At 61.6% G+C, this 14190-nt stretch carries 13 protein-coding genes; 3 read left to right on the forward strand and 10 right to left on the reverse strand.

Annotation, left to right across the window (positions count from 1 at the left end):
* Window positions 1-9 precede the first annotated feature (9 nt).
* The 9 genes from RV1423_RS15550 to RV1423_RS15595 all read right to left on the reverse strand — a co-directional run bounded on the left by RV1423_RS15550 (window position 10) and on the right by RV1423_RS15595 (window position 10883).
* Entirely contained in the window at window positions 10-1509 is a 1500-nt protein-coding gene (locus RV1423_RS15550) for a M81 family metallopeptidase (RefSeq protein ID WP_034298310.1), read from the reverse strand.
* Window positions 1510-1536: 27 nt separating this feature from the next.
* Window positions 1537-2793, reverse strand: a complete 1257-nt coding sequence (locus RV1423_RS15555; protein ID WP_034298311.1) for a Zn-dependent hydrolase — start codon at window positions 2791-2793, stop codon at window positions 1537-1539.
* A 57-nt stretch (window positions 2794-2850) separates the two neighbouring features.
* Window positions 2851-3555 carry an ABC transporter ATP-binding protein gene (locus tag RV1423_RS15560; RefSeq protein WP_034298312.1) on the reverse strand — a complete coding sequence of 235 codons (705 nt, stop codon included), beginning with the start codon at window positions 3553-3555 and terminating at the stop codon, window positions 2851-2853.
* Window positions 3552-4319: an ABC transporter ATP-binding protein gene (locus tag RV1423_RS15565; RefSeq protein WP_034298313.1), complete on the reverse strand. Its 768-nt coding sequence runs from the start codon at window positions 4317-4319 to the stop codon at window positions 3552-3554. Before RV1423_RS15565 ends, RV1423_RS15560 begins: the two co-directional genes overlap by 4 nt.
* Entirely contained in the window at window positions 4319-5305 is a 987-nt protein-coding gene (locus RV1423_RS15570) for a branched-chain amino acid ABC transporter permease (RefSeq protein WP_034298314.1), read from the reverse strand. The genes RV1423_RS15565 and RV1423_RS15570 overlap by 1 nt, the downstream gene beginning before the upstream one ends.
* Window positions 5306-5315: 10 nt before the next feature.
* Window positions 5316-6176: a branched-chain amino acid ABC transporter permease gene (locus RV1423_RS15575; RefSeq protein WP_034298315.1), complete on the reverse strand. Its 861-nt coding sequence runs from the start codon at window positions 6174-6176 to the stop codon at window positions 5316-5318.
* A 105-nt stretch (window positions 6177-6281) separates the two neighbouring features.
* A complete protein-coding gene (locus RV1423_RS15580) occupies window positions 6282-7475 on the reverse strand; it encodes an ABC transporter substrate-binding protein (protein ID WP_034298333.1) in 1194 nt (397 codons plus the stop codon).
* A gap of 581 nt (window positions 7476-8056) precedes the next feature.
* Window positions 8057-9550, reverse strand: coding sequence for a CoA-acylating methylmalonate-semialdehyde dehydrogenase (locus RV1423_RS15590; protein WP_034298317.1), 1494 nt, complete (start codon window positions 9548-9550; stop codon window positions 8057-8059).
* A 10-nt stretch (window positions 9551-9560) separates the two neighbouring features.
* On the reverse strand, window positions 9561-10883 hold the full coding sequence (locus RV1423_RS15595) for an aspartate aminotransferase family protein (protein ID WP_034298318.1): 1323 nt from the start codon (window positions 10881-10883) through the stop codon (window positions 9561-9563).
* 167 nt (window positions 10884-11050) lie between these two features.
* Here RV1423_RS15595 and RV1423_RS15600 point away from each other — a divergent pair, with 167 nt between their 5' ends.
* Both RV1423_RS15600 and RV1423_RS15605 read left to right on the forward strand, forming a co-directional pair.
* Window positions 11051-12493, forward strand: coding sequence for a PLP-dependent aminotransferase family protein (locus RV1423_RS15600; protein WP_034298319.1), 1443 nt, complete (start codon window positions 11051-11053; stop codon window positions 12491-12493).
* 51 nt (window positions 12494-12544) lie between these two features.
* Window positions 12545-13201: an HAD family phosphatase gene (locus tag RV1423_RS15605; protein ID WP_034298334.1), complete on the forward strand. Its 657-nt coding sequence runs from the start codon at window positions 12545-12547 to the stop codon at window positions 13199-13201.
* A 93-nt stretch (window positions 13202-13294) separates the two neighbouring features.
* Here RV1423_RS15605 and RV1423_RS15610 read toward each other — a convergent pair whose 3' ends face one another.
* Complete coding sequence (locus RV1423_RS15610; RefSeq protein ID WP_034298320.1) at window positions 13295-13855, reverse strand: PAS and helix-turn-helix domain-containing protein; 561 nt, start codon at window positions 13853-13855, stop codon at window positions 13295-13297.
* A gap of 195 nt (window positions 13856-14050) precedes the next feature.
* Here RV1423_RS15610 and RV1423_RS15615 point away from each other — a divergent pair.
* A partial coding sequence (locus RV1423_RS15615) for a succinyl-CoA--3-ketoacid-CoA transferase (RefSeq protein ID WP_034298321.1) occupies window positions 14051-14190 on the forward strand: 140 nt, incomplete at its 3' end.

The following is a 14190-nucleotide window of genomic DNA, read 5'->3' on the forward strand; positions in this document are numbered from 1 at the left end:
CTTCGGGAGTCAGACCGGCGCCGGCGTGGCGGCGTCGAGCGGATAGATCGGGCGCCGTACGTTACGGATCGGAAACAGGTCGAAATTCGAGCTGGTCGGACCGCCGCTGTCCGAATCGCATTCCACCAGGCCCTTGCCGATCGGTACGAACACCGGCCGGCAATACATGCGCGATTTCAGGATCACGTAATTCATTGCGGCCGGATCGAGGCCGAGCGACGTGAACACACCCAGGTCGTACGGTTCGACGCGTTCTTCGGTGACGACGATTTTCGCCTTGCCGGTGTCGAACAGGACGCTCTTGCCCATGTTGATGGTCGAGCCGGTATAGATCGGCCCGGTCACGCGGAATATGCCGTCGGTGATCGCCAGCACCTTGCCGCTCAGTTGCAGCGGCGTCTTCGTGATGGCCTGCTGCGTCAGCGCGACCTTGTTGCCGACCGCCAGCGTGACACTGCTGCCGACGCCCGCGGCGAGCAACTGCGCGACCGCCTCGGGATCGCTGATCGGGCCGGCGGCGATATTATCCAAACCTTCGGCCAGCGCCGCTTCGAGCACATCCATGGTGTTGCAGGTGCCGCCCGACATGACGTTGTCGCTGTGGTCGAGCAGCAGCACCGGCCCCTTGCCGGCACCTGCCGCCATCGCGCGCGCGTGCGCCAGCGACTGGCGCAGCGGCTGGCTGTCATAGACGAAATCGTCGCGTTCCTGCCAGATCTTTTTCGCAATCTCGTCGGCGACGCTCTGCGCCAGCGCCGCATCGTTGTCGGTCACCACCACCACCGACATGCCGGCATCGCGGAAGTCGGACAGCGGGAATCCGGCCAGCACCGAGGCCGCCAACACACCGGGCTGCTTTTCCGCCAGTTTGGCCTGCTCGACTGCGCGCTGCATGGCCGATGCGGAAGTATTGCTGGTCAGCGTCGCCGACAGTAGCGGCACTTGCCGCCAGCCGGTCACGGGACGCGATTTCTCCTGCAGCAGATCGACCAGCAGGCGGCCGGCGTGTTCGCCGGTTTCGTACATATCGATGTGCGGGTAGGTCTTGAAGCTGACGATGACGTCGGCGTTGTCGACTATCTTTTGCGTGACGTTGGCGTGCAGGTCGAGCGCTACGCACATGGGCACGTGCGGCGCGATCTTGCGGATGCGTTCGAGCAGCGTGCCTTCGCCGTCGTCGGCGTTCTCCGCCACCATCGCGCCGTGCAGATCGAGCATGATGGCGTCGCAGCCGTTTTCGATGGCGCGCACGATGGCGTCGGTCATCAGCGTGTAAGCGTCGGCGGCGACGGCTGCGCTCGGATTGGCCATGGCGGCCAGCGGCGTCGCGATGGTCGCCGACATGCCGTCGGCGATATCGAGAAAGGCGCCCATCGCGGTGCGCGCGCCTTTCTGGTCGCGGTAGGCGGCGTCATCCCATTGCGGCGCAAAGGCTTCGAGCGGCGTCGGGATGGGCGAGAAGGTATTGGTCTCGTGGTTGAGGCGGGCGATGACGATTTTCAGCGGCATGACAATTTTTCCTTGCGTGTTCTTTGACTAAGCGACGACTTTGGCGCTGGCCAGGATGGCGTGCAGCAGTACATTCGCGCCGGCTTCCAGATGTTCCGGTTTGGCGTCCTCGATTTCATTGTGGCTGACGCCATCCTTGCACGGTACGAAGATCATGCCGGCCGGCGCCAGGCGCGCGGCGTAGATGGCGTCGTGACCGGCGCCCGAGACCACGTCCATCGTCGCGTAGCCGAGCATCGCCGAGGCCTTGCGCACTTCGCCGACGCAGTCGGGATGGAAAGGGCAGGGCGGGAAATACGACACGCGTTCCAGGTCGATCCTCAGGCCGGTCCTCTGGCGGGTCTGTTCCAGATAGGCCAGCAATTCTTCATGCATCCGGTTGAGCGTCTCGTCGCTGACGTTGCGCAGGTCGATCGAGAATTTCACCTGCCCCGGAATCACGTTGCGGCTGTTCGGCATCACCTGCACCGAACCCACCGTGCCGCGGCCATAGGGCGCATAGCGTTTCGCAATCGCGACGACTTCCTGCATGATGTACGTCGAGACTTGCAGCGCGTCCTTGCGGATTTCCATCGGCGTCGGACCGGCATGCGATTCGAACCCGGTGACCGTGCAGTCGTACCACGACAGGCCGAGCACGGCAGGCACCACGCCGATCACGGTGTCGGCGTTTTCCAGCACCGGGCCTTGCTCGATATGCGCTTCGTAATAGGCGCCGATGGGATGATCGCCGCACTTCTGTTCGCCGATGTAACCGATGCGCGCGAGTTCGTCCCTGACGTTCTTGCCGTCGACATCGGTCGCACCGTAAGCATGTTCCAGCGTGAACGCGCCGCAGAACACGCCCGAGCCCATCATTACCGGCACGAAGCGCGAACCTTCTTCATTGGTCCAGACCGCGACCTCGATCGGCGCTTCGGTCTGGATGTTGTGCTGGTTGAGCGTGCGGATCACCTCCATGCCGGCCAGCACGCCATAGTTGCCGTCGAATTTGCCGCCGGTCGGCTGGGTGTCGATGTGCGAGCCGGTGACGACAGGCGGCAAGGCGTTGTTGCGTCCGGCGCGGCGCATGAAGATGTTGCCGATCTGGTCGACCGTCACACTCATGCCTTCCTGTTTCGCCCAGCCGCTGACGAGGTCGCGTCCCTGCTTGTCGAGGTCGGTCAGCGCCAGGCGGCAGACGCCGCCTTTCGGCGTCGCGCCGATGGCGCCGAGGTCCATCAGCGATTGCCACAGGCGCTTGCCGTCGATGCGTACATTGGTGATGCTGGTTTTCATGTCCATGATGACTCCGTCAAATTCGGTTTGTGCTGCAGCTCAGTACTTAACTTATGCCGCAACTCAGTTAGCAATATTTACGCCAAGATAACGATCCTTCGCGCTGTCGTCGGCGAGGAATTCCGCGTTGGTCGCCGTATAGGCGATACACCCCTGTTCCACGATGTAATGGCGATCGGCAAGCTGCGTGCAAACCTCCAGATTCTGTTCCACCAGGATGATCGACATGCCGGTTGCCTTGATCAGTTTGATCTGTGCGACGATCTCATCGACGATCACCGGCGCCAGTCCTTCGACCGGCTCGTCCAGCATCAGCACCTTGGGATGCGTCATCAATGCGCGCGCAATCGCCAGCATCTGTTGCTCGCCGCCGGAGAGCTGGCCGCCGCCGTTCTTGCGGCGCTCCTTCAGGCGCGGAAAGATTGTGTAGACGTCTTCCAGTCCCCACGCAGAATCCTTGCGCGCCGCCATGGTCAGGTTTTCCTCCACGGTCAGCAGCTTGAAGATGCCGCGATGTTCCGGCACCAGGCAGACGCCGCGCGCGGCGATCTTGTAGGCGGGCAGGCCGGCCACGTTGTTGCCTTCGAACATGACCTTGCCCTGGCGCGGCTGGACCACGCCGACGATGCTCTTCAGGGTCGTGCTTTTGCCGGCGCCGTTGCGGCCCAGCAGCGTGACCACTTCACCGGCCGCGACCTGCAGCGACACGCCTTGCAGGATGTGGCTCTTGCCGTAATAGCTGTGAACATCCTGTATGTCGAGGATCATGCTTTTCCTCCGGTGATCATGCTGCCCAGATAAGCGCGGCGCACGCGCTCGTCGTTGCGGATGTCCTCCGGTTTGCCTTGCGCGAGGATCTGGCCCTGCTGCATCACGGTGATGCTGTCGGAGATGTCCATGACGATATCCATGTTGTGTTCGATCAGCACCACGGTGTAGTTGTCGCGCAGGCTGTGAATCAGTTTCTTCATCTCGCCGATGTCGTCGATGCCCATGCCCGAGGTCGGCTCATCGAGGAAGATCACCTTCGGCTGACCGGCCATCGCCATGCCGACTTCGAGACGGCGCTGCTGGCCGTGCGACAGTTCGGCCGACAGGCGATCGGCGACCCCTTGCAGGCTCAGCCGCGCCAGCAATTGCTCGGCGATGTCGCAGGCCTGGCGCAACAACTCGGGACGCCGCCACGGATTGAGCGCCTGCGCCGGCCGCGTGCCTTGCGCGGCCAGCCGCAGGTTTTCGCGCACGCTCAGGTTCGGGAACAGGCTGGTCACCTGGAATGAACGCGCCAGGCCTTTGCGCACCCGTTTGTAGCCGGGCAGATGCGACACTTCTTCGCCCTCGACCAGGATGCTGCCTTCGGTGATCGGCGTGGTGCCGGTCAGCGTATGGAACAGCGTGGTCTTGCCAGCGCCGTTGGGACCGATTACCGAATGCACGGTGCCGGGCAGGATATCGAGCGTGATGTTGTTGACGGCGGTGAATTTGCCGTAGCGCTTGGTCACGTTCACCGCTTTGAGGATGGGCGAGCTCATCAGTGGGTCTCCTTGACGACATCGGGGCCGACCTTGGCGCCGGGGCGCAGGCGTTGCAGCAGCGACTGCGCGAGGCCGTACAAGCCCTTGTGCATGTACAGGCTCACACCGATCAGCAGGAAGCCCAGCAGCATCAGCCAGCGCGGCCACAGCGTCGACAGCCAGTTGCCGACCAGTACATAGAAGGATGCCCCCAGCACCGAGGCGAACAGATTGCCGGTGCCGCCGATCACGGTCATGATCAGGATAGCTTCGCTGGCGTGGTATTCGATATTCGACAGCGGCGCGACGCCGGTCATCATCGCGTGCAAGCCGCCGGCCAGGCCGGTCACCGCGCCCGAGATCACGAAGGCCGCCAGCTTCAGCAGCGTGATGTCATAACCGACCGCGGAAGCGCGCGCCTCGTTGTCGCGCACCGCCAGCAAGGTGCGGCCCAGCACCGAATCGACCACCCGTTGCAGCAGCCAGAACACCAGCACGAACAGGATCGCAACAAAGCTGTAGTACTGCCACGACGACGTGGTCGGCAACAGCGTCAGCCCGAATATCGACAGGTCGGGACGCGGAATGTCGAGCAGGCCGTTGTCGCCGCCGGTGATGTCCTTCATCGTATAGGCGAGGAAGTAGAACATCTGCGCGAACGCCAGCGTCAGCATGACGAAATAAGTGCCGCGCTGGCGAATCGAAAACCAGCCGACCAACAGCGCGATCAGTCCGCCGATGACGGCCGCGATCAATAGTGAAATCAGCAGCGGCGCCTTCAGGTGCAGCAAGGCCAGGCCGGTGGCATAACTGCCGATGCCGAAGAAAATCCCCTGGCCGAACGACATCAGGCCGGTATAGCCGAGCAGCAGATTGCAACCCAGCGCGGCCAGCGCATAGATCAATACTTCGGTCGCCAGCGTGCCGGAGCCGACGCACAACGGCAGCAGCAAGACGACGGCAATGACCAGCAGCGTGAAGCGGAAATGCACGATATGTTTCATGGCGGCCTCCTTAGCTGGCGCGGCCGAGCAGGCCATTGGGGCGCAGCAGCATGACCGCCGCCATTGCGATGTAGATCATCAGGTGCGCGCCTTCCGACCACACCGTGCTCATCACGCTTTGCACGATGCCGACCAGGATGCCGCCCACCAGCGCGCCGGAGAAACTGCCGAGGCCGCCGATCACCACCACCACGAAGGCAATGCCGAGCGCTTCCACCCCCATGAACGGTTCGACGCCGCGGATCGGCGCCGCCAGCGCGCCGGCGAGGCCGGCGGTAAACGCGCCCAGCGCGAACACCAGGCTGAAGATGCGATCGATGTTCAGACCCAGCAGCGACACCATCTCGGTCGATTCGCTGCCCGCGCGCACGATGGAGCCGAGGCGCGTGCCTTCGAGGATCCACCACAGCAGCAGCGCCATCACGGCGGTGAAAGCGATGACGAACAGGCGATATTTTGGATAGACGAAACCGCCGGCCATCACCACGCCTTGCAGCAGGTCCGGCGGCGAAATATTGTTGCCCAGCGGTCCCCAGTAAGAGATGACAGCCTCCTGCAACACCAACGCCAGGCCGACCGTAAACAGGATATGGAAGTGATGCGGCAGCGCGTAGATATGGCGCAGCACGAAGCGCTCGACCAGCCAGGCGAACGCAGCCACCACCAGCGGCGCGACCAGCAGCGACCACCAGAAATTGACGCCCATTTCGCCGAGCTGGAAGCACAGGTAAGCGCCCAGCAGGAAAAATGCGCCATGCGAAAAATTGACGAAGCGCAGCAAGCCGAACACGATGGAGAGTCCCACCGCCAGCAGGAAATACAACATGCCGATGCCGACGCCATTGGCAATTTGCAGCAGATAAATATTCATGAAACCTCGAAACGCCGATGCAAGCAGCTTGCAGTAATGTGCATAAGCGGCGCTGTACACGAATCTTGCACAGCGCCGCGCAGAAACGAACTTACGCCGGTCCGATCAACCGAGCTTGCACATGGTCTTGTCGAGCGCCAGGAAGGATTTGCCGGACGAAATGATGTCCGCATAGTCGTTCTTGTTGCGCATCTTGGCCTTGGCTTTACCCTTGAGCAGGTAGTAGTTCTTGATGACCTGGTGGTCGCCCTTGCGGATTTCCTCGGTGCCGGTCAGGCCCTCGTACTTCATGCCTTCCATCGCGGCGATGACCGCTTTGGGATCGGTGCTGTTGGCCTTGATGATGGCGTCGAGCATGATCTTGGTGCAGATGTAGGAACCGGCCAGGCTGTAGTTCGGGTCGATCTTCAGGTTGCTGTTGACCAGTTGCACGAATTCCTTGTTGAACGGCGAGTCGATCGCGTGCCAGTATTGCGCGCCGAAATACACGCCGTCGCAGATGTCGGCGCCCAGCGTTTCGAACTGTTCCAGGCCGGACGCCCAGGCCATCAGGATGGTGCAGTTGTTCTTCATGCCGAAGCTGACCGCCTGACGCAGCGTGTCCGAAGATTGCGAACCGAAGTTCAGTAGCAGAAGCACATCCGGCTTGGCCGCCATGGCGTTGGTCAGGTAGCCGCTGAATTCCTTTTCGGCCAGCGAGTGATAGCTGTTGCCGACGTGCTCGATGCCTTTTTCCTTGAAGATCGCCTTGGCTGCACTGAGCAAACCGTCGCCGAATACGTATTGCGGCGTGATGGTGTACCAGCGTTTGGCGTTCGGCATTTTTTCCAGCAGCGGACGTACGGTCTGTTCGATTGCGCCGAAGGTCGGCACCGACCAGCGGAAGGTGGCGCGATTGCAATCGCTGCCGGTGATTTCATCGGCGCCGGCGGTGGTGATGAAAATGCCGCCGCCTTTCTCGGCTTCCTTGCCCATCGCCAGCGCTTCGCCGGAGAGAATGCCGCCGGCGAAAAAGCGCGTGCCCTTTTCCATCGTTTCCTGCATCTTGCGCACGGCGGTCGCCGGTTTCCCTTCCGTATCGAGCGTGACGTAGCTGAGGTTCTTGCCGAGCACCTTGCCGTATTTTTGCAGCACCAGCTTCATGCCCATGTCGGCGTATTTGCCGTTGGCGGCGAAAGGACCGGACATCGGGACAGGACAGCCGAACTGGATCGCATCGGCTTGTGCAAAGACATCGGTGAACGACAAAGCTCCCGGTGCGGCGAGTGCGGACAGCTTGAGAAAATCACGACGATTCATCATATTCACATCTCCAAAAATGACTGCGCATTGAAAGGGTTAAATCAGGATGTTGTGACGCAAGTTCTATGCCCATGACGCCAGGAAAATCATCGCGGGATAAGAAAAAATTTACTGCATGGACGTGTCAAAATACATCGCGTTTACCGAGCTAAACGCGACGTGAAGATGGATTGTTTGCGACCTCGCGCGCATGCGTATGTGCGCCTGTCGCAACACATGATGGCGATGGATCATGATTGCTCCTCCTGGTTTAACGTCTCTGTTCGTTTTTATGTTTTTTACTGCCGCGAATAGGTGCATGACCATGTGTTGCGCAGGTCTTCATTATGTTTTTTCGCGTTACTGCATACTACGTGAATTACTTCATCGTTTCATTTTTCTTGAGATGAATTTAATGATTCCTTTCCGTAGATATCGGTGCATTTTCAACATCGTCAACATCGATTTGCACCATCAAATCCGTCTTCCGCACCAATACTTCACATCGAAAAATCGTCGCTGAAAACAGCGACGGCATGAGGTTCGCTCATGCCGTTTCTGTCCATGAAAAAATCGCTGCTTTCATCGCGCTTTCAGGTTCACTTCATTTGCGGGAAAGCGAACTCGGCGCCGGCGCTGGCGCTGTTCGGCCAACGTTGCATGACCGCTTTGGCGCGTGTATAAAAACGCACGCCTTCCGGACCGTAGACGTGATGGTCGCCGAACAGGCTGCGCTTCCAGCCGCCGAAACTGCTGAACGCCATCGGCACCGGCAGCGGCACGTTCACGCCGACCATGCCGACCTCGATCTGGCGCACGAACTCGCGCGCCACGCCGCCGTCGCGTGTGAATACCGCAACGCCATTGCCGTATTCGTGGTTGTTGATCAGTTCGACGGCGGTGGCGACATCGGGCGCGCGCAATACGCACAGCACCGGCCCGAAAATTTCTTCCTTGTAGATGGTCATCCCGGGCGTGACGTGATCGAACAGCGTGCCGCCGACGAAGAAGCCTTTTTCGCGTCCCGGCACCTTGAAGCCGCGGCCGTCGACTACCAGCGTTGCGCCTTCTTCGACGCCCTTGCCGATCAGTCCTTCGATGCGCGCCTTCGCGGCGGCGGTGACGACCGGACCCATCTCGGCGTCTTTTTCCATGCCGTCGTTGATCTTCAGGCTGCGCGTGCGTTCGGCCAGTGCGGTTACCAGTTTGTCGCCGGCATCGCCGACGGCAACGGCGACGGAGATCGCCATGCAGCGTTCGCCGGCCGAACCGTAGGCCGCGCCGATCAGCGCGTCGACCGCGACTTGCATGTCGGCGTCGGGCATCACCACCATGTGATTCTTGGCGCCGCCCAATGCCTGCACGCGTTTGCCCTTGGCGCTGCCGCGCGCGTAGATGTATTCGGCGATCGGGGTCGAGCCGACGAAGCTGATCGCCTTGACCTTGGGATGGTCGAGCAGCGCGTCGACGGTGACCTTGTCGCCCTGGATGACGTTGAATACGCCATCCGGCAGACCAGCTTGCTGCAATAGTTCCGCGATCAGCAGCGAAGCGGACGGGTCGCGTTCGGACGGCTTGAGGATGAAGCAGTTGCCGCAAGCCAGCGCGATCGGGAACATCCACATCGGCACCATCGCCGGGAAGTTGAACGGCGTGATGCCGGCCACCACACCGAGCGGCTGGCGCATCGACCAGGCGTCGATGCCGCGCGCGATCTGGTCGGTGTATTCGCCCTTGAGCATTTGCGGAATGCCGACGGCGTATTCGACCACCTCGATGCCGCGCGCGACTTCGCCTTGCGCATCGGAGAACGTCTTGCCGTGTTCGCGGGTGAGGATGGCGGCGAAGTCGTCGGCATGCTGCTGGATCAGGTTGAGAAACTTGAACAGCACGCGGGCGCGCGTCAGCGGCGGCGTGTTGGACCAGGCGGGGAAGGCCGCCGCCGCGACCGCGACGGCGTTGTCGACATCCTCCGCCGTGCCCAGCGCCACGCGCGCCACCGGGACGCCGAGCGCAGGATTGAAGACGTCGGCGTAGCGGTCGCTGTTGGTGTCGACGCGGCGTCCGCCGATGAAGTGGGTAATCTTTTCCATACTGTCGTTTTTAATTCAGAGTTTTCAAAATCGCAGCGAGCTTGCCGAACAATTCGTCGATGTGTTTCTTCTCGATGACCAGCGGCGGCGACAGCGCGATGATGTCGCCGGTCACGCGGATCAGGATGCCGTCGTCAAAGGCGCGGAGGAAGGCGTCGTAGGCGCGCGCACCCGGCTTGCCGGGAATCGACGCCAGTTCGATGCCGACGATCATGCCGATGGTGCGGATGTCGATCACATGCGGCAGGCCGCGCAGCGCATGGGCGGCCTCCTGCCAGTAATCGGCCACGCTTTGCGCGTGTTCGAGGATGCCTTCCTGCTCGAAGATGTCGAGCGACGCCAGCCCGGCGGCGCAGGCCAGCGGATGGCCGGAATAGGTGTAGCCGTGGAACAGTTCGATGCCGTCCGGGCCGTGCATGAAGGCGTCGTGGATGTGCGGTTTGACGAACACCGCGCCCATTGGCACCACGCCGTTGGTCAGGCCTTTGGCGGTCGTGAAGATGTCCGGCTCGACGCCGAAATAATCCGACGCGAACGGCGTGCCGAGGCGGCCGAAGCCGGTGATGACTTCATCGAAGATCAGCAGGATGCCGTGCTTGGTGCACAGTTCGCGCAGGCGCTTGAGGTAGCCCTTGGGCGGAATCAGCACGCCGGTCGAACCGGCCACCGGCTCGACGATCACGGCGGCGATGTTGGAGGCATCGTGCAGCGCGACCAGACGTTCCAGTTCGTCGGCCAGGTGCGCACCGTATTCCGGTTCGCCTTTGGTGAAGGCGTTCTTTTCCAGGTTGTGGGTATGCGGCAGGTGGTCGACGCCTTGCAGCAGCGCCGAGTTGAAAGTCTTGCGGTTGCCGCCGATGCCGCCGACCGACATGCCGCCGAAGCCGACGCCGTGATAGCCGCGCTCACGGCCGATCAGGCGGGTGCGGGTGGCGTCGCCGCGGACGCGGTGATAGGCCAGCGCGATCTTCAGGGCGGTGTCGACCGATTCAGAGCCGGAACCGGTGTAGAACACTTGCGAAAAACGGCCGCCGGTGTATTGCTTGAGGCGCTCGGCCAGTTCAAAGGCCATCGGGTGGCCGAGCTGGAAGGACGGCGCATAGTCCAGCGTCGCCACGGCCTTTTGCACGGCCGAGACGATCTTCGGCTGGGCGTGGCCGAGCGGTACGCACCACAGGCCGGCGGTGCCGTCGAGGATGGGATTGCCGGCGTCGTCGCGGTAGTACATGCCTTCCGCCGACACCAGCATGCGCGGGCTGGCTTTGAAGTTGCGGTTGGCGGTATAGGGCATCCAGTAAGCGGACAGCTCGGAAGCGGAGAGTGGTTTGTTCATTGCGGGCGCACCATGGGCGGTTGGTTGAATGAAGGAATCGGCGTTGGATCGATTATTGCGAGACACGGTCGGTATTGTTAGATACACTTTGGAATTAACTGAAAAACTGTATTGTTTGTTTCGACAATCTGTATTGGTGACAGTTGTCGGGGCATGACGAGGATTTGATGGCAAAAGCACAACGCGAAGCGGTTTACCTGACGTTGGAAAGAAACGGCGCAAAAGGCGGCACAAGAGTCGGCGCCAACAGGCTGGTCGAGCAGGTGGTGAACGGACTGGCGCAATTGATCGAACAGGGCGGCCTGCGTTCGGGCGAACGGCTGCCGTCGGTGCGGCAGTTTGCCGAGTCGCACGGCATCGGCGCTTCGACCGTGGTGGAAGCCTATGAGCAACTGGTGGCGCGCGGCTTGCTGATCGTGCGGCGCGGAGCCGGTTTCTTCATCGCGCCCAAGGGCGCCAATACGCCGCCGGCGATGGCCTTTACGCCGCCCGATCCGGTCATCGATTCGGCCTGGCTGTTGTCGGAAATGTTCGCCGACGAACGCGTGCCGATCAAGGCCGGCTGCGGCTGGCTGCCGGGAAAATGGCTGGACGACGAAGGCCTGCACCAGGCCGAGCGCCGCATCATCCGCTCGCCCGGCGCGCAACAGGTCGGCTACGGCCATCCTTACGGCTATGCGCCGCTGCGCCAGATCATCTGCCAGTTTCTGGCGAACTGGTCGCTGGAAGTTTCGCTGGATCAGGTGTTGACTTCGCATGGCGCCACGCAAGGGCTGGACCTGATCATTCGCACCATGGCCAAGCGCGGCGACACGGTGTTTGTCGATGACCCCGGCTATTGCAATCTGATCGCCATGCTGAAGATGGCCGACCTCAACGTGATCGGGATTCCGCGCACGCCCACCGGCGTCGATACCGAAATGCTGGAGACGCTGGCGCGCACGCACAAGCCGAAACTGTTTTTCACCACCAGCGTGCTGCACAACCCGACCGGCACCTCGTACACCCCGGCCTGCGCGATGCGCGTGCTGCAGGCGGCCGAACGGCATGGTTTCTGGGTGGTGGAGGACGATATCTTCCGCGAGCTGGGCCAGCCGACCGATCCCATGCTGGCTGCGCTCGACGGCTTGCAGCGCGTGATTTACGTCGGCAGCTATTCCAAGACCATCGCGCCGTCGCTGCGTCTCGGTTTCATCGCCTGCCAGCGCGACCTGGCGCGCCAGTTGGTGCATACCAAGATGGTGCTGAGCCTGACCAATTCCGAAATCAACGAGCGCCTGGTGCACAGCGTGCTGACCGAAGGCCATCACCGCCGCCATGTCGAAAGCCTGGCGGCGTCGCTGCTGAGCGCGCAGGCGCGCGTCAACGGCAAGCTCAGCGAGACCGGCCTGACACCGTTCACGACGCCGCGCGGCGGGATGTTCTCGTGGGCCCGGCTGGACGGTTGCACGCTCAGCGCGCGCGAGATCGCCGACCGCGCACGGCAAAAAGGCATCTGGCTGGCGCCGGGGGAATTCTTCCACCTGACGCCGCCGGAAGAGCCATGGTTCCGTTTCAATGTAGCCTATGCGGATGCCGCCGAGCTGTATGAATTTTTCCGCACGCTTTGATTGGCAACAGACCCGGGGCCATTCCATCCACCAATGTACGACAACTATCCGATGCAAACTTCCACTTCACAATACGCCAGCTCCGCCGGCATCCGCGCCGTGGTCTTCGATTTCGGCGGCGTCCTGTTCGACTGGAATCCGCAGCACCTGTACCAACAACTGATTCCCGACGCCGCCGAGCGCGAACATTTTCTGACCAACATCTGTTCGCCCGACTGGAACATCCGTCAGGATGGCGGCCGCACGTTGCAAGAGGGCACCGAATTGCTGGTGGCGCAGCATCCGCAGCATGAGCCGATGATCCGGGCCTTCTATGATCGCTGGCCGGAAATGCTGCGCGGCCCCTTGCATGATGGCGTTGAATTACTGCGCGCCCTGCATGCGAAGGACGTGCCGTTGTTCGGCCTGACCAACTGGTCGGCGGAAACCTTTCCGCACGCGCTGGCGAACTACGACTTCCTGCATATCTTCCGCGACATCGTGGTGTCGGGCGCGGAGAACTGCATCAAGCCGGACGACGTGATTTACCAGATCGCGCTGACGCGCTACGGCAAGCATCTGCCCAACCTCAAGCCGTCCGAACTGGTGTTCCTCGATGACTCCGCCAGGAACGCGGAAGCGGCGCGCCGCCTCGGCTGGCACGCGATTCATCATGTCGATTGCGCCGCGACGGTGAAGCAATTGCGGGAACTGGGTTTGCCGGTGTAAGGGGGATCAGCGGCGCGCGTATGCAATACGGGATTGTCCGGCGGGAAAAATGTTGCAGCGATCCCGGCTGGAACGCCGGAATCTGAACAGACCCTAGGGCGTGATGCTGAGCAACTTGTGCACGAGTTCCGACGACGTTGCCGCGCCGAATTTGCGCATCAGCCGCGCGCGGTGCATTTCGACGGTGCGCGGGCTGAGTTCGACTTGGCGCGCGATCAGCTTGCTGGTCTTGCCTTCCACCAGCAGCGCTGCGATTTCGCGTTCGCGCGGCGTCAGTCCCGGCGCCAGCGGACGCTTGGCGCTGACGTCTTCAAAGGTCCAGATGCCGGCCGCGTGCGGATCGCCCTGCACCAGCGACGCGCCGGTGACGTGGCACCAGAACATTTCGTCGTTGACGCGCTTCATGATGCGTTCGTCGGAGTAAAAGCCCTTTTCGTTCAAGATAGGCACCAGCCGCACGCCGGTGCGCTCGAATTCGTCGGCGGTCGGATAGAGCACCATGAAGGACTTTCCCGACAACTCGCCGGGCGCATAGCCGAACATCTTGGCCAGCGCCAGGTTGCTTTGCTGTATCACGCGATTATGCGAGACGCACATGCCGATCGGGGCATGCATGAATACTTGTTCAAAATCGACGTTATGCGAGTTGCTCATTGTTCGGTGCACGTTCTTGTGTCGTAGAAATACTGGCCGGAATCTCGAATTCTAAGGCCTGGCGGACATTTTGGGGCCTGCTGCCATTCCCAAAGGGTTCCAGGCCCCGAGTATTTTTACCGTATTGTTGGCACAGTACCTGCGTCCTATGATGCCTGCTGACATTTTGAACCTATAAGAATCGAAAGGAGACATGTGAATAAAGTCTATCCCGACGCGTCCAGCGCGTTATCCGGCATCGTCAAGGACGGTCAGACGATCGCTGTCGGCGGTTTCGGCCTGTGCGGCATACCGGAAGCGCTGATAGCGGCGCTGCGCGAGTCCGGCGTGCAGAA

Source organism: Herbaspirillum sp. RV1423 (genome assembly GCF_000577615.1).
In the GTDB taxonomy this organism is placed as follows: domain Bacteria; phylum Pseudomonadota; class Gammaproteobacteria; order Burkholderiales; family Burkholderiaceae_D; genus Herbaspirillum.